Below are 21,794 nucleotides of genomic sequence, written 5' to 3'. Positions count from 1 at the left end.
AAGGCAACACCCAACGACAACTCATCATCAACGCGAGGAATTATTATGTCAGGTGCGAGCTTACTTTCTAACGGCATCACCAACGCAGCGTCTGCTTACACGCAGGTTGCCGGAGCCTACAGCGGTGCGAAATATATGGTCCGGTCGCAGCAGGCGATGGACAAAATGCAGGAAAATCAGGCCGATAAAATGGATCGTGATGTAGAGTTCCAGCGCATTAACGGCATCGCCGAAAGTAATGCGCAGGCTGCCTCTGCGGCTGCCCAGGTCAAAATTCAGTACTAATCCGCTCCGGCAGGGGGCCAGTTCCTGTCTCCCTGCTCTTTCATGCCACAGGAGTGCTACGGATGAAAGTCTCTCAATCTTCTTCACTCACCTCCGAACCGGTTCCCTCAGTTGAGATGTACAGCGAGCCGCCGTCGGAGGGGGATATTCAATGGTTTAACGCACAGCTGAATGGCCCGGCACCTGACGGTCGCAGTGGGACCGCTTCGGAACCCGGCGTGGTGGGCAATATCCTGCAATCGCTGAGCGGCAACCAGCGTGCGCAAAAAGAGGCCTTTCACGATCTCAGAGTCGCGTCGCGATCTTCCAGTGCGGAAGATTTTTCCCGCGCCAATGCGCAACTCTCTGATTACTACATCGAGAGCCTGATGAACGCCAAAGTGATCGCCAAAACCGTTCAGTCAGTCGACAAAATCAGCAATCTGCAGTGAATCCTATGAATGGCTCTGTAATGAAATGCCTCTGCGCCCTGTGTCTGGCGCTGCTGCTGACCGGCTGTGGCGACCAGACGCAGCTGCACAGTGGACTCTCGGAAAACGATGCCAATGATGTCGTGGCAGAACTGAGCCGCTTTAAGATAGAGGCGGAAAAACAGGTTTCTAAAGAGGGGGTAAGCGTGAGCGTCGCGCGCGGCGATATCGAGCGGGCGGTCAATATCCTGAATGCCGCCGGGCTGCCGCATCAGGCGCGAACCAATCTCGGCGCGGTGTTTCAGAAAAGTGGGGTCATCTCCAGCCCGCTGGAGGAGCGCGCCCGCTATATCTATGCGCTGTCGCAGGAGGTCGAGGCAACCCTGTCACAGATCGATGGCGTCGTGGTGGCGCGCGTGCACGTTGTCCTGCCGGAGCGTATCGCCCCTGGCGAGCCGGTTCAGCCCGCGTCCGCGTCGGTATTTATCAAATATCATGAAAATCTCGATCCGGACAGTATCGAACCGCGTATTCGGCGGCTGGTGGCGACCAGTATTCCGGGGCTGGTCGGCCGCGACGATCGCGACCTGGCGATCGTTTTTGTGCCAGCGAAAGCCTGGCAGGATAAGCCTGAAATAGTGCAGCTGGGGCCGTTTCAGCTTACCCCGGAACGATACGGGATGGTGAAGGTAGTTACAACATGCTTTGGGGTGCTGCTGCTGTTACTGGTGGCCAATGCCTTCATTCGTCAGGCTCTGAGCCGTAAGCGCCTGGCTGCTCAGGCGAAGTGAGGCATGATGCATAACGCTGCACCCGATGAAGAACTGGCTCTGCGCTGGCTGCGCTGGTGGCACACGGAATGCTGGCTGCAGGCGGATGAAAGCTGGTGTCTGCCACCGCTGGCCCGTTTATCTGTCCCTGTGCAGAGGCAGTTTCTGCGTCAGCACGCCTCGTGCTGGCAACATACGCTGGGTATCTCAGGGGAGCTGGCCGCACCCGAGCCGATGGTGCTGGCCATCAGCGATTTGCCCCCTCAGCAGCGCGCGCAACTCCTCATTCTGGTCGCTGAAATTTGCGGCGGGGCCATGCCACTCTCCGCTGAGCTGAAGATCTGGCTGCGGCGTCTGGCGAAGGGGATGCGCGTTGCATGCTGGCTGCCTGCCGGGCTTTTCACCACCGGCGGCAGTGCCGACAGCCTCTGCCTGCTGCAGGCGTTATTCCCGACAATCTGGCCGCGTCTGCGGCTGCTTTTTCCGGCAGAGGAAGCGCCGGTAAGCCCGGCACTTTCACTGCCCGATCACCGCCTGCGCCCCTTATGGGAAGTGGCGCTCTGGCAGGTGCAACATCCTTCGGGAGCGATGCGCAATGTGGAAACTTAAAAGCCTTTCCCTGCCGGAGGGCAGCCCGCCGTCAGGTACGCTGCTGCGCCGCGAGGCGCTTGCGCTTGGGCTGGAAGCGACCGCCATTATCCGCCAGGCGCACCAGCAGGCGCAGGCGATCCGTGAACAGGCCCGTGCCGAAGCGCAGGCTGAAAAAGAGGCCAGCCAGCGTGAATGGGAAGCCCTGTTCTGGCAGCAGGCGCAGGCGCTCCTCACTGACTGGCAGCATCAGCGCACCGCCGAAGAGGCACAGCTGGTGGTACTGGCCGGCAAGGTCGTTAACGAGGCGCTGCAGCAACTGCTTGATGAGGTGGACGATGAGCGCCGGTTTCAGGTGTTGATCAGACAGCTGTTGCATCACTCTCCGCGTCAGCAGCAGGCTACGCTCTATTGCGCCAGCGGGCAGGTGCAGCAGATTGCCGACTGGCTGGCCACGCAGCCGTCGCTGCGCTGGACGCTGTACGCCGACCCGGCGCTTGAGCCCGATCGTTTGCGGCTGATAACCGACACCGGTGAGCTGGTCGTGGACTGGCGGACGCTGCATCAGCAGCTCGCACCCGCGCTGGCAGAGGAGAGCACATAAAAAAACAAAAAATCTGTGGAACTGCTTTGCGTGCTGCGCCACTTAACAGGGGTGCCTAACAAGAGGAGTCACCATCATGAGTTCAAACGATCTGTTCCAGCGTCAGCTTTCTTCCAACTCCCACCGCAAACATCATGAAGCCTATCAGTTTGCCCGCGATATCTCGGGCGAATCGTTCAGCATTGCGGATATGTATGCTTTCCAGAATCGCCTGCAGGATATGTCCAACGCCAGCTGGGCGAGTTCGCAATATACCCAGTTCAAGTTTGGCATCCGTAAAGCGATTATCGACGCTGTTAACTGAGCCCCTGTCAGCAAGGAGTCAGGCGTGTTTACCTTTTCTTTTCCGGGCCGCCTGCTGGCGGTCATTACCCTGCTGGTACTGAGTGTGGGCCACGCCTGCGCCCGGGTGCCGGATGAATGGAAGAGCGGTGCCTATGCCTACTCGGCAGACAACACCCCGCTTAACATTATTCTTGACGACTTTGCCAGCAGCTTTGGTGTCGAGGTCAATCTGGGCACGCTGCCCGACAGCAATGTCACGGGTAAACTGCGCGCAGAAAGCCCGGAGGCGTTCCTCAATCGTCTGGCGCTTGAGTATCGCTTTCAGTGGTTTGTTTACAACAGCACGCTCTACGTCAGCCCACAGGCTGCCCAGACCTCCCAGCGTATTGAGATTTCGCCGGAAGCGGCACCCGATCTGAAAGAGGCGCTGCGCGGGGTCGGCCTGCTGGAGCCCCGCTTCGGCTGGGGTGAGCTGCCCGATGAGGGCGTGGTTCTGGTCACCGGGCCGCCGGAGTATGTGCGTCAGATAACGGAATTTGCCCGTAAGTCGGAGAGTAAACCTGAAGCCGAGGGCAACAAAGATATGATGGCATTTCCGCTGCGGTACGCAGCCGTGGCGGATCGCACCATCCGCTATCGCGATCAGGAACTGCGGGTGCCGGGGGTGGCAACTATCCTGAATGAGCTGCTGGGGCACGCCGGCAACGCCTCTTCCGGCAGCCAGGCATCGGGGCAGGGAGAGGATGAACAGGTTTCGCGTGAACAGTCGCAAAGCGTGCTCAATGAGCTGATTAATCGCAATATCCCGGTCTCCGGACGTAAGAAAGCGTCTGCCAGCAGGCTGGCGGGGAAAGTCTCGGCGGATGTCCGTAACAACCTGCTGCTGGTCCGTGACGATCCGAAAACCCGGGGAGCCTATCAGTCATTAATCAGCGCCATCGATGTGCCGCAGAAGCTGATCGAAATTGATGCGGTGATCGTCGATATTGATCGCAGCGCGCTGAAGCGCTTCTCCAGCAACCTGGCCGGTCAGTTTGGCAGCGTCGTCAGCGGTGCCAATATGCTCTCCGGTGCCAGCACCCTGTTTGTTACCGATTTCCAGCGCTTTTTTGCCAGCATCGAAGCGATGGAGGGGGAAGGGACGGCATCAATCATCGCTAATCCCACCATCCTCACGCTGGAGAATCAGCCGGCCGTGATTGATTTCAGCGATACCGCCTTTATTCGCGCCATTGGCGAGCGGGTGGCTGATATTCAGTCTGTCACCGCCGGAACCAGCCTGCGGGTGACGCCACGCGCGATCAGCACCTCACAGAAATCGGCCATCCAGCTCATTGTGGATGTGGAAGATGGCAAGCTCGATAAAGATGACGAGGGCGATGCCCAGGGAACCCACAATGCCGCGGTCAGTACCCAGGCGCTGGTGGAGGCACGACGTTCGCTGGTGCTGGGGGGATTCCATTCTAAAGAAACCGGCGATCGCGAGCGACGTATCCCGATTCTCGGCAGTATTCCGCTGATCGGCAAACTCTTTACCTCAACACGCTATGAAACCTCTCAGCGTGAGCGGCTGTTTATCATCACGCCGCATCTGATTGGCGATCAGGTCGACCCCTCCCGCTATATCGCCGCCGAGTCGCGCGAACAGTTGAATAATGCAATGGATGAAGTGAGCAACCGTCATAAATATACCGACATCAAAGGGATGGTCGAAGGGGCGATGCGCGACCTGGCACTGAACCGTGTGCCGACGGGGATGACCAGCGGCGGCACAGGCCAGACGCTCTCCTCACTCTGTCGTATTCCGGGGGCGTTCGGCAGCGATTTCCGCCGCCATCAGTGGTATGGCAACAGCAGCGTACAGATAACCGTCGGGGTGATCACCAATAACACGCGTCAGACGCAGCGGTTTGATGAGAGTGTGTGCCGCAGTGACCGCACACTGGCGGTAGGGGTCTGGCCACGCGGGGAATTGCGGCCGGGTGAATCGGCAGAGGTGTTTGTGGCGTTTGACAGCCATGCGCCGGCCCGCCCGTCGCGCGCTTCGCTGCTCTCTGCATCAGGCGGCGCACCCGCCAAAAACGTCTTCTGAGCTGATAAGGAAAAAGCATGTTACTGAGAACAATCGGGCTGGCCGCCGCCGCACTGATGCTGAGTGCCTGCGCACGGCCACAGGCCGGGTGCAACGAGGTGAGCTGCCGCCCCTCATCCGATCTGCACACCCTCACCATCTGGTGGCAACCCCAACTGCGTAATGGTCCGGATGACTTTACGCGGATAGCCGTAGATAACTGACCGCATTCGGTAGTCTCAGACCCCGGTTGATCGCCGGGGCCGTATTTGAGCGAGGATCAACCATGGCGATTCACCTCCCGTTTTCGGGAAGTCTGCGTGCGACGCAATCTGTGTCGCCTGCCCGCAGCGATAACGCTATTCCACTACGTCAGTTTTCCCGCCGCCCGCAGCAGACCGCAGGTGGCGCCCTGCACCAGGAGGTAAGCCGTCAGCCCGCGCCAGCCCTGCGCCAGCGGGCAGCGGATGCCCGCCAGCGCATAGGCAGCCTGCGCCAGAGCCTCAGCCGCCTGCGGGATAAGTGCCGCCGCCAGCCCCCGCCCGATGTGCCAGAGAGCACCCGCCCGCCGGAGCTGAACAGCCGCGACCTGGCGGCGGAGAGGCGTCACAGTGACGCCGCGCCCGAGGTCCCCCCCTTACGTCCGATGCCTGAGCCGGAACCCTGGCCGTCACGCCGCCGCCATCTGCTCTCGCCCATTGCAGAAGAACGCTACAGCGCGCTGCAGGAGAGCCAGCGCAATTCACTGCAGCAGCAGGCGTTCCGTGCGGCCGAAGAGGAGGCGACCACCGGGCAGGGCGGTCTGCAGCCGCAGTCTGCCCGACTGGCGCTGGCAGAGGATGGCACGTTAAACGTCATCCGGAGCGCGTCGGAATCGCTTACCGCTCTCCTCAGCGAAACGCTGGCCAGTCCGCAGTTTCGCTGGCTGGCGCATCAGGCCAGCGACGACGATTGCCAGCACGGCCTGATCGCCCCTGACGGCAGGCTCTTTTCGCTACAGGGGTCGCCCACGATGTTTATCGGTCTGACCAGCAGCCGTCCGATGCCTGCCTGGCCGCAGCTGACCGCGCCGCAGCGGCTTGCGGCGCTACCGGATGCGGCAGTCTCTGCGCTGATGACCGGCATCTTTCATCACGCCCCTCAACCCTCAGATGACGAGGAAACCGGGATGACCCCGTCAGGCGCGCCGGTGTCGGAGCAATGGCGGGAGCATGGCGGGCGGCTCTATCGGCTTAACGACGCCGCTATGTGCTGGGAACAGGTCGATAAAGAGGAAGAAAAAAGTTTCAGCCGGTTAAGCAGGCAGCCTGATGGGATGCTGTATGCCATTTACGACAAGAAGAGCCTGCACAATCTCTCCAGCGGCGAAAAGTCGGCAAAAACCGATAAGATTACCGCCTACTGCGTCGGCTCGCACGGTGCCGCACTCCTGCTTCTCAGTGATGAGAAAACTGCCGGACAGTCGGTTATGTTGCTCAGTCGCCTCAGCGCGAAAAAAGAGGAACAGCAGAAAATAACCCTCAGCGCCCGGAATCAGGCGGGTGACAGGCAGGCGTTTCACGCCACCGGTGTGGCGCTGCATTACAGACGTCTCTATGCGCTGAACAGCGAGGGGACGCTCTGGAGCGCAGCATTCCCGCCAGCGCAGCCGGGCAGCGAGATCGTGTTACAGCCTGATCTGAATCAGACAGTCCTCTCAGAGCAGCTGGGGGCTGGGGTCATGATAAGCAGCCTGGTTTCCCACCGGGATGGCGAACTGATGGCCGTGGTGAAAAGCGAGGCAGACCAGAAACATCTCTGTGTGCTGAATGCGCAGGGGCGGTTTGAGGCGCGCTGGAATCTCAGCGAGAGTCTGGTGCTGGATCATCACAACGGATTATTGCAGCCGCATCCCCTGGCGCATGAGAGAGTCGATACGGGCCGCACCGGACAGTTAACGGTTCATGAAGGTAAACTGTATGCCTGGGATAAAAATGCCGGGCGCTGGGAGGCGAGCCAGGAGAAGGCGGACACGCTGAAGCGGGCGCAGGACGGAAATGGCTGGGTGATCCGCGACGGGTTGCCTTCACGGGTAAAAATCAGCCAGAAGAGTGACCGGATTGACGGCGCGCATCACCGTTTTGCCCTGCGGCAGTTAAACGTCAGCCTGAGCGTAGAGCTGCCTCTGCCAGGGTTTGACGAAAACAATAAAGCACGCGCCATTGCACCACTGGATGGCGAAAACTGTGCGGCAATCAGTGAAAACAACACCCTGCAATATCACCGCACCCAGGCCGGGCGTCGTCAGGCGCACAGGATGATGCAAACGCTGACTAAGGCGGGCATTGCGAACGCGCTGCCGCACACCCGCGCGACGCTGCCCGCGAACGGCGAAGGCAATACGCTGACCGATATCACGACCGATCAGAATCGCAGTCTCTATCTCCTCGACATACAGGGCAGGCTCTGGACGATGCCGGAAGCGGACTGGCGCGCCTCGCCTGGCAGCCGCCCGGATGCACGCTGGCAGCCAGTCACGCTGCCTCCGCAACTGGGCCCCTTAGCGCGACTGCATAACAGTGCCAGCGGAGCGCTGATGGTGGTCGACAAAGAGGGGCGCAGTGCGATATGGCAGCTGGCCGCAACGTCGCCTGAAAGGGCAGAGGGGCAGCCGGACGGTGCAGGCCCGCGACTCCCTCTCACGGATGAGAACCGCTGGCGGGTCATGTCGGCGTCTGAGCTGACAGCGCCGCCCCCTGGTGTCTCGCGACAGACGCCGCTGAAAGCGATAGCGCGGCTTGATGAAGCCTCAAAAAGTGTCAACGTGCGTGGCATGACGCTGAAGGCAGAAACCACTATTGCCGGGATGAGCGGACGTGATGGTAATCATGTCAACAGCCGCCTGCGCGATCGGCTTGGCGCGCATTTACTCAATACCCGGATGACGACGCCAAGACCCCTGAAAAACGCCTGGTACGCCACGCGCCATCACTGGCAGGGGCGTGAAGGGCTGCGTCCGCTCTATGCGCAACAGGCGGATCTTTATGAGCGGCTTAAAACGTTGCTGGCCACGCCTGACGCGGCGGCGTACGGCACGCTGCAGGCGCGCCTCGCCGCACTCGATACGCGCGCCTTCGACCGGACGTTTATCGACCATCTGCACGCCTTTATCGACACGGTTGCCGACAGCGTACAGCACCACAGCAGCCAGCTCGGCCAGCATAGTGGGGCGCTGCACGGTGACGGAAGTGAAAAAGAGGCGTTTCATCCCTCACGGCTCAGGGCTGCCACCCAGGCGATCAACCCGTACAGTGATGATGAGAATCTGCTGGCCCGGCTGGATGAGGTCTGCCGGCGCTATCCACTCCGTGAGGGGCGCCCGGCAGCGATTGGCCAGCTACACGCGAACGGCGTCGTGGCCCGGCACCAGAAGGCGCGGCCGCCACTGGGGCGAATGCGCGATCCTCATGATGAGATGGGGCTGGTGAAATCCCGTCTGATCCTCGACGGATTGATGATGGCCGCCCTGCACGATGTGGTGGATCAGATGGCTGCCTCTGTTGATCACGGCCAGGCCAGCCCGACACAGATTGCAGCCATCAAAGCGCGATTGCGTCTGTTACGTGATGAGGAGTATGGCGAAAATCTGGTGCAGAAAGCCACCGCTCAGGGTTTTGTGAATAACCGCCAGCTGGAGGCCTGCTATGACGCGATGAAATCTTTTATTAATGCGCTGAGTAAGCCGCACCACGGCCTGAATATGACGACCCGCACGGTTCTGAAAGCCTCCGATCAGCAGCAGATGGCGGCGCAACTTCTCACGACGCTCAACGCGCTGGAGCCGGGGGAAAACGTCGGCTTTGGGCGCAACTACGGCGGCATGGTGACCCTCTCGGTCATCCCCGGCGGGGAAGTGATCGGTATTCCGGGCGTGCGGGGCAATCTTGATCGCGCCTACAGCGCCAGTTTCGCCCGCGGCGAAAGTGGTATCAACGTCACCTTCAGCCGGAACGGGGGCGGCACCGGCACGGTGTTTGGCGCCGCAGGCTGGAACCCACTGAGCCAGCCGGACGCCACGACCCTCCCGGCGTCTGGCGGCAACCGCAGCATCGTTCCCTCGCTGCGGCTGGGTGGCATGGTGGCCATTGCCCTGCAGCGCCAGTTACAGAACAGCGTCAGCTTTACCCTGAGCGAGGCGGAACTTCAGCCTTTTATCACGCAGCTGATTCAGGGTGAACTTCATCCCGGTGAACTGCTGGAAAAAGGTGTCAGTCATAAAGTGAAGCAGGGCACGACACTCACCTTTAACGTGGATGCCACTGCGATGGCGCTGGCCAGTGGCGGCCTGCGCTATCCCATCAGTGGCGGAGAAGGCAGGAAAAATCGTGTGATGATCCGCGCGGGTGGCATGGCGCAGATGGGAACGAATATCCTGAATGCGCAGCGTGAGCGTGCCACCACCCGGAGCGAGGCGGGCAGTACACTGGGCCGCAGTGATAACCGTCTGCGGATGTTCAACACCGTCAGCGCCAGCATTGGTCTGAATGGCGGGGTGGGCATTACCGCGAGTCCTTCATCCGGGCTGCGTATCCCCCTGTTTGGCGTCAACAGCACCACGATTCAGGCCAGTATGGATAACCGCACCCGACACAGCATGAGTATAGATATCGCCCGGGCGGAGCCTGTTCACCGTCGCCAGCTGGAGAAGCTGATCGAGCAGACAGAGACGCACTTTGACGATCCGCAGACCAATGCGTTGCTGCAGGCGCTCAGAGACGCGGACAAAGCGCCAGAGAAAGTGAAAAGTGAGGGCTCTGCAGGTCTGAACGTGCTGCTGAAAAAGAGCCTGAGCGAACGCCAGGCGCATCCTGGCACCCTGCGTCCGCTGTCTGAAGGCGAAAAAAAGAGGCTTGAGGCGCTGAATAAGGCGGACGGCACGACAACTGCCTCAGAACAGGCACGCAGTGACAGGTTCAGTACCTTTCTTCAGGATGAGTCGCAGGCCACAGCGAACAGGCTCGACAAACTGCTGACCCATCTGCTGGCGCTGACGCCAGCCGGAAATGGCCAGTATGGCGTCATTAACAGTGCCCGGGCACTGGATTTGCAGCGCCGTGCGCATGCGCTGCACTGCCATCAGCTCAACAGTGCCGAGTATCAGAGCACATACAGTAATCTGCGCAAAGTAGACCGCAATAATCTGATGCATGTCGTGCATAGCCTCTTCGCCAGCGAACTGCCAGAGAGTGCCGCAGAGGCAATCAGCCGCTTTATGGAGGAGAAGCCCATGCTTAAAGCAATCATCCGCGAGTTGCAAGAAAACCGTAACACCCAGGCGGTGGTCACCCTTGAGCTGCATGATGAACAGCGCTATGCCCTTCAGCAGGCGTGGCTGCGTCAGGAAACCCAGCCGGAGACGGTCGCCGCGCTGCTGCGCGACCGGACATACCTGCGGGTTAAATCGATTGGTTTTAGTGAAACCAATACCAAACAGGAGGGGATCTCTGTGCCGCTGTTTGTCGCCGGGGGCAGCAGTGCCGCCAGCGTCAGTATCAGCCGTAACCTGGGGAAAATTACCTTTAACTATGGTGTTAATCAGCGGTCACCTGTCGCCTTCACACTGGAGGGCGATATAACCCATGCCAGCCAGACGCTGGTGGACGCGTTAACGAATGCCGGACAGCAGGACAAGCGCGGGCGACGCTAAGCCCGGATCACCCCTTACACTGACAGGAGCTGAAGATGACACAGCAACAAGAGGTACAGCGGCTGCTCGACGATTTTGGTCGCCGCCAGGGCATTGCTCTGACGCTCGACAACGGCGTCTGCGCGTTGCAGGATGAGCAGGGCCGGGAGGCGGTAGTGCTGGAGCTTCCGCCGGGAAGTGATACGTTACTGCTGCATTGCCAGCTCTTCGCCTCAGCGCGGCTTGCCGCGCAGCTCGTGACCTGGCAGCGGTTAATGAAACTCAACTTTGACATGTATGCAATGCGTGGATGCTGGCTGGCGCTGGATGAAGAGGAGCAGATGCGGCTCTGTTATCAGCAGCCGCTGGCCGGTTTAACGCCGGCTGCGTTTAACGCCCTGATGCTCGCCTTTATTCACCAGGCTCAGGAAGTCCGGACGTTGCTGCCGGAGATGCTGGCTGCCTGATGCACTGATGCGGAGTGGCCCTCCGCATCACTCTTCCCGAATCTCAATCACCTCATCCAGGTAGTGATCTTCCAGCTCCCGCAGCAGACGGTAGACGTGGGCGACGGCATTTAACGTTTCGCGGGGAACATAGGCGCCTTCGCGGGTGGTGCGCCACAGGGTGCGTGTCAGCCAGATAAAGCGGATCACCGGTCTCTTTTTGCGCTGCGCCTCTTCAATTAATGCGCGCGCCTCTTCATCACACGCTTTGAACAGCAGACGGGGCAGCGGCGTCTCATCCGGCCGGTAATAGAGGCCGACGGCAAAATGGGTCGGGTTAACCAGCAACACATCCGCCTCTTCCACATTCACCTCGCGGGCAGGCACCGGCTCTTCATTCAGGATCGCCTGCGCCACCTGGCGACGGTGGCCTTTCATATGCGGATCGCCTTCGCTCTGCTTAAACTCGTTTTTGATATCTTCATGGCTCATGCGCTGCTGCTTCAGAAAGAAATAGCGCTGAATACCAAAATCGAACAGGCTGATGATCAGCATGACCATCAGTACCCGACGCGACACTTTCATAAACAGCGCCATCACCCCCTGCCAGAAGCCGTTGAGGTCGCCAAGGGCCAGCTGAGCCAGGCTGCCGAGGTCAGGCATGATCGCCTGCCAGACTACCAGGCCTATCACGACAGCTTTCACGATGCTGGTTAAAAGCTGGGTAAACTGACGGGCGGAAAAGAGCGTCTTCAGATGATTAACCGGATTCAGTGCATCCAGCTTCGGCGTCAGCGCGTCGGTGGAAAAGAGTGGGCCGAACTGCAGCCAGCCACCCACGACCCGCAGCAGGATGGCGATGGCGCACGCGATCCCCACCAGCACCAGCAGAACGGTGACACTTTCCCCGATCACCTCCTCCATCGCATGATCGAACGGATCGCGCAGGCGGGAGAGCGGCAGCAGCATCATCGCCTGCATCCGCTGCATCCCGCTCTCCACCATAGCAAACAGGGTTTCAAGGATACCAATTGAGATCAGCAGCTTAGGGATATCCTGGCTCTGGCTGACCTGGCCTTTTTTACGCGACTCCCGGAGTTTCTGGGGAGTGGCATCTTCGGTTTTTTCGCTCATGGCGTCCCTCCGGCTGCAGGGGCAACGATCCGTGACAGGAGAGGGATGAGATCGCGCAGTTCATACAGTCGCGCATGACCCAGATGGTCCAGCAGCGGCAGATAGAGGATAAAAAACAGCATGCCAAGCAGGCATTTCAGCGGAATGGTCAGGGCCGTCGCCTGAAGCTGCGGGCTATAGAGGCTCATCACACCGATGACAAAATCGAGCAGCAGCATCAGCGCCACCGGCGGTCCGGCATAGAGCACCATATCACTGAAGAGTTTTCCCACCCGCGTAAGCCAGACGTGAAACCCCGCCTCGCCAGGAAAAGGGATCCACTGTGTGGCGGACCAGAGATGATAGCTGTCCCAGATCACCTGCGTGATGGTCGATAATCCCAGCCCGGTGACCAGCAGCAGTATCAGCAGCTGCTGCATCAGTTTCCCCAGCGGCGTCACATCCGGCCCCAGCTGCGGGTTGATTTGCCCCCCCATTAACGCGCCACGCTGGTTATCGAACAACGCCCCGACAGACTCATAGAGCCAGAAAGGCAACGCCAGCAACAAGCCGAGCAGGATGCCTATCAGTAACTCTTTGAGAACCAGGCCGGCCAGCAGCAGCATCGACGGCTCAAGCGCATCAATCTGTTCTTTGATGCCCGGCGCAATAAACAGCGCCAGTGCCACGGCAATGGCGGTGCGGAGTCCCCCTTTAATCACGCTGAAGGAGAATATCGGCGTCAGCAGGAGGCAGGGGAAGATACGCGCCATACCGAGTCCCAGCGCGAGGATCGCGTGAAAGGTATCAGTGAGGGGGTAACCTGTCAGCATCAGGCACTGACCGTTGACATCATCGCAAACGCAGCCTGCGCCAGCTCCATCAGCTCAACACCGACCCAGCGACCGGTGAGCGCCAGCGTCAGGCCGACGGCGACCAGCTTGATGCAGAACGGCAGGGTCTGATCCTGCAACTGCATCGCGGCCTGCACCAGTGAAATAATTACCCCGGCGATGACCGCAACCAGCAGCGGCGGCGCGGAGAGGATCACCACCAGCAGTAATCCCTGGCGAAACAGCGTCAGAATATCCATAAAAACCTCATAAATAGCTGTAGAACAGCCCGTCGAGCAGCCGTGTCCAGCCGCTGATCAGCACAAAGAGCAGGATTTTCAGGGGCAGCGAAACGGTCATCGGCGACACCATCTGCATCCCGAGCGCCAGCAGGATATTGGAGACAATCAGGTCCACGACAATAAAAGGGATAAAGATCAGAAAGCCGATTTTGAAACCGTTTTGCAGCTCCGATAGCACAAAGGCCGGGATTATCAGCAGCATATTGTCCGGAGTAACCGTTTTCGCCATCTTCTCAGGCCACATACGCTGGGCATTTTCCTGCAGATGGATAACGATGTCCGGGTCGCTGTTTTTGCGCATAAAGGTTTTGAGCGGTTCGATACCGTTAGCGGCGGTATCGTCGAGCCGCTCCATACTGCTGAAATCGACGGGCATCGCTTTCAGCCGGTCGGTCATCTCGCTGAACACCGGGGCCATAATGAACAGCGTGGCGGCCAGCGCGATGCCGTTCAGGGCCATTGTCGGCGGCACCTGCTGCACGCCCATGGCGTTGCGCGTTAATTGCAGCACCATGGTAATTTTTAAAAAGCTGGTACAGATGATGAGCATCATCGGCAGCAGCGCCAGCGCGCCGAGAAACAGCGCCAGCATAATCGGGTTCAGCGGCCCCATCTCCATCGGCATCATCTGTTTACATCCCCGACGCTCGCCACGCCCGGCAGCATATGGGTAATCTGTAGTCCCAGCCGTCCTTCGACATCCACCAGTTCGCCTTTCGCCAGCGGAAACTCGCCGTGACACAGCAGCGCTTCGCCGGGCACCACATTCTCGACCGTGACCGTCGAGCCGACATCCAGACGATTCAGCTCACCCAGCGTCAGTCTGAGATGGCCACAGCGCACGGTTAAAGCCAGCGGCAGCGCATCAAAAGGTGATGCCACGGACGTCGTGGTTTCCGTCAGGTCGCCCTCCGGCTGGGGGGTATCGGCAGGCATATTCTCTTCGGGGGTCACATTCATGTAGGTATTCTCCAGACGGGTAATAAGAAAACGGGCAGGATGCCCCTCCCCGAACAGCAATTCGCCCTCAAGGTGTAACTGTGCAAGGCGAAGCTCGCCGCGACCGGTCGGGAAAAAACAGGGGGTAGCAGGGAAAACCACATCACCGGGGCGAAGTGTGCGTAACTGCGAGGGGGTAAACGAGAGCGCACCCAGTGTCAGCGGCAGCGATAACGGCAGATCGCTGCAGGGGGGCGCAGGCAGCGGCGCCCAGCCGGGCTGGTTTAACAACGCCGCGAGCGTAGCGGGCGCAAGACAGAGCTGACTGTGCGCCTGCGCCTCGCTGAGCGTGACGCTCAGCGTCAGCCACATCCCTCCGACCGGAGGGCAGGCAGTGTCATGCGGCGTCAGGTCGCCAAACAGCGCGCGCAGCGCCGGGCTGAGATGCTGGTTAAAGAGCGGCCAGTACCACTCCGCGCACGCCCCGGCATTGGGCATCAGCGGGCAGGTGGAAAAGAGACTCAGCAGCGCTTCGCTTCCCGTCAGGGATAACTCTCCCGCCCGGCAGAAGAAGTGGTGTGTCGGTGGCCGCCCGGCGGCATCGGCAAGCCGAAGCTGAAGCTCACCCGCGTCGCCTGCCAGGGTGAACGCAAAGCGAAGACCGTGGCCGATACGCTGGCGCAGGCTGGCTTCCTCGCGCGGCAAGGTGCGCAGGATCAGGGGCGTCATTCCTGGCCTCCGCGCTGTTCAAAGCGCAGGCGGACAGCACAGGCCATCCGGCGGCGCAGCGAGGCCCGGCAGCGCTCCTGATGGGCTGCCATCATGTTCATGGCGGGGGGCGCAAAGCGCAGGCTGATATCCCAGCCCGCCGCAAAAGGCGTCAGGCGGGCATCCACTTCGCCCAGCAGCGGCAGCAGCAGCGTCATGGCGACCGGTCCGGCAGGCTGCTTTTCTACCATGCCGCACAAAGGCGGCTCCAGCTGTTGCCAGGCCCTGACCGGCGAGGCGGCAGGGGCTTCATCCGGGGATAACGACGGACCGGAAGAGCAGGGGCCTTCCCACGGCAGGATCAGCGGTTGTGGCAGTGGCGGCGTTTCGCCGGGAGTGAGCAGCAGCGCGTCAAACTCAGCGCGCGCTTCGCGGAACGGTTCGGCGCGGGAAGGCCGGCCGGATGCCGTCGCTTCTGAAGAGCCGCTTTGCGGCATACGGCGCGACACCTCCGGACGCGCAGGCGTTGCCGTATGCTTTTGCGGCGGGTGGGGTAAGGCTGTCATCGTAATGCCTCGCTGTGCGCCATCAGATATTCCAGCTTTTCCACATCACGCAGACGTGCCTGTGTCTGCTGCTGTGCGTGCTGCACCTGCTGCTGCTGCGTCATCTGCTCTGTGCGGCACTGTTGCAGCTGAGTACGCTGCCCGTTTACCGCCTCGCTGGCCTCGCGCTCCCTGGTCAGGCCGCCGACAAGACGCTCCTGCTTCTGCAGCCCCGACTGGTGGCGTCCGGCAAAGCTTTCGCGCAGCTGCTGATAATGCTGCCGGGCGGCGTCGAGCTGGCTTTCCGCTTCGGCGGCCTGACATTCTGTTTCGCGCAGCACCTGCTCCGCCTGCCGTTGCAACCGTTCACAGCGGCGTAAGCGCTGGCGGCGAATCGGCAGCAGCAGAGAAAAGGCCTGCTCCAGCTCTCTGTTTTTCTCATCAGGGAGTGTGTCGTGATCAGGCAGCGGATGATGGCGCATGCTGGCTTACCTCCGATAAGTGGTGCAGTGTGGTGTCATAGTCACAGGGCGCGTGCATCACCTGTTGCAGATAGTGATTAATTGCCGTCTGCGCCGAGACTGCCGCATCCGTCATCTCATCATGGCCCGGCTGGTATTCACCCAGGCGGATTAACATCTCGACCTGCTGCCAGGCGGACATCATGCGGCGCAGCTGCGTGGCGGCGTGCAGATGCTCGCGCGTCGCGACGTTGCTCATGGTGCGGCTCAGGCTGGCCAGTACATCGATAGCCGGGTAGTGACCGCGCTCCGCCAGACGACGGGTCAGCACAATGTGGCCATCAATCAGGGATCGCACTTCGTCCGCGACCGGGTCGTTCATCGAGTCGGCTTCAATCAGCACGGAATAGAGAGCGGTAATCGACCCGCGTGAGGTCTGCCCGGCGCGCTCCAGCAGGGTAGGCAGCAAGGTATAAACCGAAGGAGGCAGGCCGCCGCGGCCCGGCGGCTCGCCCAGTGCGAGACCGATTTCACGCTGGGCGCGGGCAAAGCGGGTCAGGGAGTCGAGAATCAACAGCACGCGCTTGCCCTTGTCGCGCCAGGCTTCAGCGATAGCCGTGGCGGTGAACGCCGCCCTGGCGCGCTCCATACTGCTGCGATCGGATGTGGCGCAGATGAGCACCGTCCGGCTGCGCAGCGCCTCATCCAGTTCATGGTCGAGAAACTCGCGCAGTTCACGTCCACGTTCCCCGATCAGGCCAAAAACGATGACATCGCAGGGCGTATTACGGGCGATCTCCGCCAGCAGGGTGGTTTTCCCGCAGCCCGCGCCGGCGAAGATCCCTACGCGCTGTCCCACGCCGAGGGTCAGCGGACCGTCAATTGCGCGAATGCCGGTTGGGAGCGGCGTCGCAATGCGCGGACGATCGGTGGGAGCCGGGGCATCACCCAGCACGCTCACGGCATTTTCTGCGGTACCGGGCAGGGCGAATGCGCCGTGCTGGTCGGGATCCAGAGGGCGACCAAAGCCGTCCAGCACGCTGCCAAGCAGGGCGTCCGACACCACAATGCTATGCGGCAGACGCAGCGGAATCACGCGCGCCCCCCGGGCAATGCCGTCGAGCTGGCCGAGGGCTGAGAGCAGCGTGTGCTGCGGGTTGAAGCCGACCACCTCTGCCAGCACCCTCTGGCCGTCATCCCTGACGATCTGGCAGAGGTCGCCAATCCGCGCCTGAGGCAGGCTGCTTTCCAGCAAAATCCCGTTAATCCCGGTGATACGGCCAAAGCTTTCGACCGGCGAAAAGCGGGCAATCCGCTGCCGCTGCTGTTGATACCACTGTTCCAGCGCCACTGTCATTACCAGCTCACCTTGATGTTTTCGCGACCGTTAAACTCAATCTGGTCAGGGGTTATCGCGACCAGCCTCAGGTTGTCCACTTCATCGCCGACAAACAGACGCTGCCCCTCATCGGTGACGATATTGGCGCGGCTTCCGGTGGTGATCTGCACAATACGAAATGGCAGCCTGACCTTCAGCAGCCGGACCTCATTATTCAGCGGAGTCTCGCTGGGGTAGGTGGCGTTAAAGCGCGCCAGCATCCGGTTAAAGATTTGCATCTGTGACTGAGTGAGGTGCCCTCGCAGACGCAGGCGCTGGTTGTGCATATCCAGCTTCACGACGCGTGCCAGATCGCGTTCACGCAACATTTTCTGTAACGGGGCCTGCATCGCGGCGTGGGTGTGCTGTGACCGGGGGGCGGTAACCTGGGTCTGGGCAACGGTAGGCTGCAAAACCCAGCTCATGACCGTCAGGGTGAGCAGCAGCATCAGGCTCCAGGCCAGCGTGCGAAGCGTGCGGGGGAATATCCCTTTGCGTGCAGCAGCAGGGGGGACGTGCTCAGGTGTCGCGGCAGCCGGTTCGTCGGGCTGGGGTGGCGACGCAGGAGGCATACAGGCGGCCCACGGTGTCTCTGTGCGCGCAACGCAGAGCCAGACGTCAGCGATCTGAAACGCTTCTTCAGGGTTGATACCTGATGCTTCGCCGCCGTCCGGCTGAATCTGCCATCCAGTCCCGGTCCGGCGCAACTGGCAGTGACGGGCAGCCACGTGCGCATCGCTAAGCATAAGATCGGCCTCTTCGGCGTGGCCAATCAGCCAGCTCTCGCCGAAGAGGGGTAACGCGGCGCCTAAATGCAGGCCAGACAGCACGCGCAGCTCGAACATGATTAATTCTCCCACGAGTTCAGTGAATAAGCGGCCGGATCCAGCGCGATACGCCCCAGCACATTGACGGCGAGATGAGGTTGCAACTCTGCAAACGAGAGCACCGGCACATAGTGGAACTCTTCCTGGATAAGCCCGCGCAGCGGGCTGCGCAAATCCTGCGCGACCAGCAGCACGGCGCTTTCCGGCGTGTCAACCGGGAAGGCGCTGGCGATGAGCGGGAGAATGGCGCTGATCTGCTCATGGGTTAGCGCAAAGAACAGGTCGTTTTGCGTCTGACGCAGCGAGTCGCGTAACTGTTCTTCCAGTTCCGGTGTCAGCAGCCAGACATGCAGGCCGTCCGGCCGGGCATACTGGTAACAGAGATGATTTTTTAGCGAGATACGCACCTGATCGGTCAGCAGCCAGATGTCGCGCTCATGCTGTCCATGTTCGATCAGGGCTTCGGCTATCGCGCGGACGGATCGCAGCGGAATCCGTTCGGCAACCAGTTTTTGCAGGACACCGGAGAAACGTGAGAGGGGCATCACGCGCTGTAACTCCTGGGCGAGCTCCGGCTGCTCCGATTCCAGCCAGCTCACCAGTGCGCGGGTTTCCTGCAGACCAATAAAATGGGGGCTGCTGGCATGAATCGCGTTCTCCATGCGCCTGACCAGGATTTCGCGTGCCGACCACTGTTCGACCTCTTCGTTTTGCAGCAGCGGATGATCTGCCGTCAGCCAGATAATGTCCTCCTCCCGACGCTGCTCATCACCCTCTGTCACGCTCTCCCTGTCGGCAGCGGCTAACGTGTCCAGCCAGCTGCGCTTCACCGCCCGGTGCGACACGGTAAAGGTGCCTTTTACTTTCGGGATCTCATACACCGAGAAACGAAACTCATCTTCCGCCTGCTGGTCGAGAAACTCGATATCGAAGGCGGGCAGGGTAAAGCCGAAGTGGTAAACGATGCGGTTACGCAGGCGGCGAATATCCTGCACCAGCTCCAGCATCTCCGGATGACCCCGCCATGAGGAGGAGAAGTTGATCAGATAAGGTCGCGTGGGATTGAACTGACGCAGATCTTCCCTGCCGTTCAGCTCAGGCGGAATGACCTCATTTTCCATTTGTGGCTGCGCCAGATTCAGGGTTTTTCTGACGCGCCAGATCTGAAAACCACCGCTAATCATCGTCAGCGCGGCCAGTACTAAAAAGATCGCCGTGGGCATACCGGGCAGCAGGGCAAAGCCCACCATTCCCATTGAGGAGAACAGCCACGCTTTTGGCTGGCTGGTCAGCTGCTCGGCAATCTCGCGGCCGATATTATGATCGACCGTCTGTTCATCGTCTGAGGAGACGCGCGTGATCAGCATCCCGGCGGTCAGCGAAATTAACAGCGCCGGGATCTGCGCGATCAGTCCGTCACCAATGGTCAGAATCGAGTAGATATGCATCGCTTCACCGGCAGGCATACCCAGCTGCAGCACACCAATGCTGATGCCACCAATCAGGTTGATCACCACAATCACCAGCCCGGCAATGGCGTCACCCTTAACAAACTTCATTGCGCCATCCATTGCTCCGAACAACTGGCTCTCTTTAGCCAGCTCACTGCGCCGGTTTTTTGCCTGCACCACATCAATCAGGCCGGCACGCAGATCGCTGTCGATAGACATCTGCTTACCGGGCATTGCATCCAGGGTAAACCGCGCCGCCACTTCGGCCACCCGTTCGGAACCTTTCGTGATCACCAGGAAGTTGACCACGGTCAGGATCAGAAACATCACCATCCCTACCGCCAGGTTGCCACCCACCACAAAATTACCGAAGGCGGCCACCACATGACCGGCATCCTGCTGGATCAGGATCTGGCGGGTCGTCGAGATAGAGAGCGCCAGTCGAAACATAGTGGTCAGCAGCAGCACGGCGGGAAAGGTTGAGAACGCCAGCGGCTTTGGCAGATACATGGCCAGTACGACCAGCAGGGAGGAGAGGCAGATATTGAGCGCTATCAGCGCATCAATTAAAGGCAGCGGTAGCGGTATGATGAGCATAAACACCAGCGCCATAGCAAATGCCGCCCCCACGACTTCGGAGCGTTGCATGGCGCTGATTGCGATGCGATTCAGTATCTGAAACAGGGTATTCATCGTTATGGCCTCACGACGCCGCGGTCCGGTTGCGGCGTTGCTGCTGCTGCTCTGTTTTGTTGACGTCCGTAATGATGCTGCGCAGCAGTTTTAGCGCGTTGTCACGGTTTTCCCGCTCGTGCCACAGTGAGGGAGGCACACCGTACAGCAGCGGAAACAGCGAACTGAAAAAGAGCGGCCGATGGTGTGTCTCCTGGCCGACAATCTCCTCTGCCAGACCGTTAAAATCACTCTGCCAGGCGCCGTTATGGCTGATTTGCAACATACGCCGGGCCAGCGTCAGGCTGTTCATGGCAACGTCGGGCACTCTGCTCCGCATGCGCTGCAGAAAGACCTGGCTGTCGCTCAGCGTCTGGCTTATCCCGGCGGCATCGCGCAGGCTGCGTTGGATTCGGCAAAGGGCCGTCACGCTGATGGAGGGGGCAAGGGCGGCGATATCATCCGCCAGCGCGCGCTGCAGGGTGCGCAGCGTCGGCTGGAGATGACGCGAGCCCATCCTCTCCAGCAGCATATCCAGCATCATGGTGGCAGACTGCTGGTGGACGATGCCGTCGTAATAAAGGTCGCGCAGCGACTGTTTTCGCTGCGGATCACGGGTATAGCCGGCGATAGCTGATGCCGTGTTGTTGCCAGCCCGAATGGTCTGACCGTGGCTTTTCTGCAGGCTTTCCAGCTGTGCCCCGGCCTGCGTGGCCAGTTCTCTGTCGCCTTCATCCTGTGCCTGTTCGCCCAGCATGCGCAGCAGCAGCGCGGTGCGTGCCGGATCGCCGCCGCTTTTTTCCAGCACGGTGTCGCTGTCCGGCGGCGGAGTCTGGCGCAGCGCGCTGCGCAGCCACGCCATCTGATCTGATGTCTGCTGTTCATCACCGCCATCAAGCAGGGAAAATAGCGCGTTCAGCTCGCCGACCTTGCTAATCGCGTGTCTGCCACGCTGCAGGTGACGTGAGGCATTGCGGCGCTCCTGCGCCTTTTGTTTACGCTCCATCTTTTCACTGAACGCGGCGCCAATTTCTTCCATCGCGTCATTCAAAGACGTTTCCCGCACGCGGACATTATCCGGCACGCTATTTTTAACCACGGTCTGTGGTGTGTTTTTATGCAGGGCTTTTAGCGAGTGCGCCAGTGCCGGAATCGCATGTTGTATTTTGAGCATCGCCAGCCATCCTCAGTGGTCATTACTCTCTTTCTGTGTCAAAGCACGCATATCGGTTCCGAAAAAAAGCAGCAAAAAAAAGTGAAAATAATTTCGCCGGGAAATCAGTGCAATTTTTTGCATCAATCAGCCGGCGGTAAGGAAAAAAATTTCTCAGAAAAATCTGTATTAAAAATTAATTGTTTTCACAAACAGGGAGTTATTAAGAGAGCTGCGGATGGCATATCTCTTGCTGAGTAGCGTAATCACTGGCTACCATTCAGAGAG

General features: G+C 60.1%; 22 protein-coding genes. 11 read left to right on the top strand and 11 right to left on the bottom strand.

The features are described 5' to 3' along the window. Nucleotides 1-45: 45 nt before the first annotated feature. The 10 genes from F3I47_RS02880 (at nt 46) to F3I47_RS02835 (ending at nt 11,145) form a co-directional block, all read left to right on the top strand. Entirely contained in the window at nt 46-285 is a 240-nt protein-coding gene (locus F3I47_RS02880) for a hypothetical protein (protein WP_058956631.1), read from the top strand. Nucleotides 286-347: 62 nt separating this feature from the next. Beyond that, nucleotides 348-716, top strand: coding sequence for an EscI/YscI/HrpB family type III secretion system inner rod protein (locus tag F3I47_RS02875; RefSeq protein WP_058956630.1), 369 nt, complete (start codon nt 348-350; stop codon nt 714-716). A 5-nt stretch (nt 717-721) separates the two neighbouring features. Next, nucleotides 722-1,486, top strand: coding sequence for a type III secretion system inner membrane ring lipoprotein SctJ (gene sctJ, locus F3I47_RS02870; protein WP_111208926.1), 765 nt, complete (start codon nt 722-724; stop codon nt 1,484-1,486). A gap of 3 nt (nt 1,487-1,489) precedes the next feature. Continuing rightward, nucleotides 1,490-2,074, top strand: coding sequence for a serine kinase (locus F3I47_RS02865; protein ID WP_150030038.1), 585 nt, complete (start codon nt 1,490-1,492; stop codon nt 2,072-2,074). Next, on the top strand, nt 2,061-2,657 hold the full coding sequence (sctL, locus tag F3I47_RS02860) for a type III secretion system stator protein SctL (protein ID WP_150030037.1): 597 nt from the start codon (nt 2,061-2,063) through the stop codon (nt 2,655-2,657). Before F3I47_RS02865 ends, sctL begins: the two co-directional genes overlap by 14 nt. 76 nt (nt 2,658-2,733) lie before the next feature. Continuing rightward, entirely contained in the window at nt 2,734-2,961 is a 228-nt protein-coding gene (locus F3I47_RS02855) for an HrpF protein (protein WP_058956626.1), read from the top strand. A gap of 24 nt (nt 2,962-2,985) precedes the next feature. Further along, nucleotides 2,986-5,034 carry a type III secretion system outer membrane ring subunit SctC gene (gene sctC, locus F3I47_RS02850; RefSeq protein WP_111208908.1) on the top strand — a complete coding sequence of 683 codons (2,049 nt, stop codon included), beginning with the start codon at nt 2,986-2,988 and terminating at the stop codon, nt 5,032-5,034. Between the two features lie 17 nt (nt 5,035-5,051). Continuing rightward, nucleotides 5,052-5,237, top strand: a complete 186-nt coding sequence (gene hrpT / locus F3I47_RS02845; RefSeq protein WP_058956625.1) for an HrpT family type III secretion system protein — start codon at nt 5,052-5,054, stop codon at nt 5,235-5,237. 62 nt (nt 5,238-5,299) lie between these two features. After that, entirely contained in the window at nt 5,300-10,699 is a 5,400-nt protein-coding gene (locus F3I47_RS02840) for an AvrE-family type 3 secretion system effector (RefSeq protein WP_150030036.1), read from the top strand. 35 nt (nt 10,700-10,734) lie between these two features. Continuing rightward, entirely contained in the window at nt 10,735-11,145 is a 411-nt protein-coding gene (locus F3I47_RS02835; RefSeq protein WP_150030035.1) for a type III secretion system chaperone, read from the top strand. Between the two features lie 27 nt (nt 11,146-11,172). Here F3I47_RS02835 and sctU read toward each other — a convergent pair whose 3' ends face one another. Genes sctU through sctW form a run of 11 tightly spaced genes read right to left on the bottom strand, consistent with a single transcriptional unit; the run spans nt 11,173 to nt 21,527 of the window. Then, complete coding sequence (gene sctU / locus F3I47_RS02830; protein ID WP_150030034.1) at nt 11,173-12,258, bottom strand: type III secretion system export apparatus subunit SctU; 1,086 nt, start codon at nt 12,256-12,258, stop codon at nt 11,173-11,175. Next, a complete protein-coding gene (gene sctT, locus F3I47_RS02825) occupies nt 12,255-13,070 on the bottom strand; it encodes a type III secretion system export apparatus subunit SctT (RefSeq protein WP_150030033.1) in 816 nt (271 codons plus the stop codon). Before sctT ends, sctU begins: the two co-directional genes overlap by 4 nt. Further along, nucleotides 13,070-13,330, bottom strand: a complete 261-nt coding sequence (sctS, locus tag F3I47_RS02820; protein ID WP_111208903.1) for a type III secretion system export apparatus subunit SctS — start codon at nt 13,328-13,330, stop codon at nt 13,070-13,072. The genes sctT and sctS overlap by 1 nt, the downstream gene beginning before the upstream one ends. A gap of 7 nt (nt 13,331-13,337) precedes the next feature. Continuing rightward, the gene (sctR, locus tag F3I47_RS02815; protein WP_058956618.1) at nt 13,338-13,991 is read right to left on the bottom strand and encodes a type III secretion system export apparatus subunit SctR; all 654 of its coding nucleotides are present in this window, start codon (nt 13,989-13,991) and stop codon (nt 13,338-13,340) included. A 5-nt stretch (nt 13,992-13,996) separates the two neighbouring features. Continuing rightward, nucleotides 13,997-15,040, bottom strand: a complete 1,044-nt coding sequence (locus F3I47_RS02810; protein ID WP_150030032.1) for a FliM/FliN family flagellar motor switch protein — start codon at nt 15,038-15,040, stop codon at nt 13,997-13,999. Continuing rightward, nucleotides 15,037-15,585 carry a type III secretion system HrpP C-terminal domain-containing protein gene (locus F3I47_RS02805; RefSeq protein WP_150030031.1) on the bottom strand — a complete coding sequence of 183 codons (549 nt, stop codon included), beginning with the start codon at nt 15,583-15,585 and terminating at the stop codon, nt 15,037-15,039. Before F3I47_RS02805 ends, F3I47_RS02810 begins: the two co-directional genes overlap by 4 nt. Next, nucleotides 15,582-16,046 carry a hypothetical protein gene (locus F3I47_RS02800; RefSeq protein ID WP_150030030.1) on the bottom strand — a complete coding sequence of 155 codons (465 nt, stop codon included), beginning with the start codon at nt 16,044-16,046 and terminating at the stop codon, nt 15,582-15,584. Before F3I47_RS02800 ends, F3I47_RS02805 begins: the two co-directional genes overlap by 4 nt. Next, entirely contained in the window at nt 16,024-17,382 is a 1,359-nt protein-coding gene (sctN, locus tag F3I47_RS02795; protein ID WP_140028429.1) for a type III secretion system ATPase SctN, read from the bottom strand. Before sctN ends, F3I47_RS02800 begins: the two co-directional genes overlap by 23 nt. Continuing rightward, entirely contained in the window at nt 17,382-18,248 is an 867-nt protein-coding gene (locus tag F3I47_RS02790; RefSeq protein WP_150030029.1) for an FHA domain-containing protein, read from the bottom strand. Before F3I47_RS02790 ends, sctN begins: the two co-directional genes overlap by 1 nt. A 2-nt stretch (nt 18,249-18,250) precedes the next feature. Then, entirely contained in the window at nt 18,251-20,374 is a 2,124-nt protein-coding gene (gene sctV / locus F3I47_RS02785) for a type III secretion system export apparatus subunit SctV (protein ID WP_150030028.1), read from the bottom strand. Between the two features lie 10 nt (nt 20,375-20,384). Beyond that, nucleotides 20,385-21,527, bottom strand: coding sequence for a type III secretion system gatekeeper subunit SctW (sctW, locus tag F3I47_RS02780; protein ID WP_150030027.1), 1,143 nt, complete (start codon nt 21,525-21,527; stop codon nt 20,385-20,387). On the opposite strand from sctW, the gene F3I47_RS02775 reads away from it, so the two are divergent. After that, entirely contained in the window at nt 21,510-21,767 is a 258-nt protein-coding gene (locus F3I47_RS02775) for a hypothetical protein (RefSeq protein WP_150030026.1), read from the top strand. The two genes, sctW and F3I47_RS02775, sit on opposite strands and share 18 nt — an antisense overlap. Nucleotides 21,768-21,794 lie beyond the last annotated feature (27 nt).

This window comes from Pantoea sp. M_10 (assembly GCF_008631515.1).
In the GTDB taxonomy this organism is placed as follows: domain Bacteria; phylum Pseudomonadota; class Gammaproteobacteria; order Enterobacterales; family Enterobacteriaceae; genus Pantoea; species Pantoea anthophila.
This window is presented reverse-complemented; position numbering and strand designations above follow the sequence as displayed.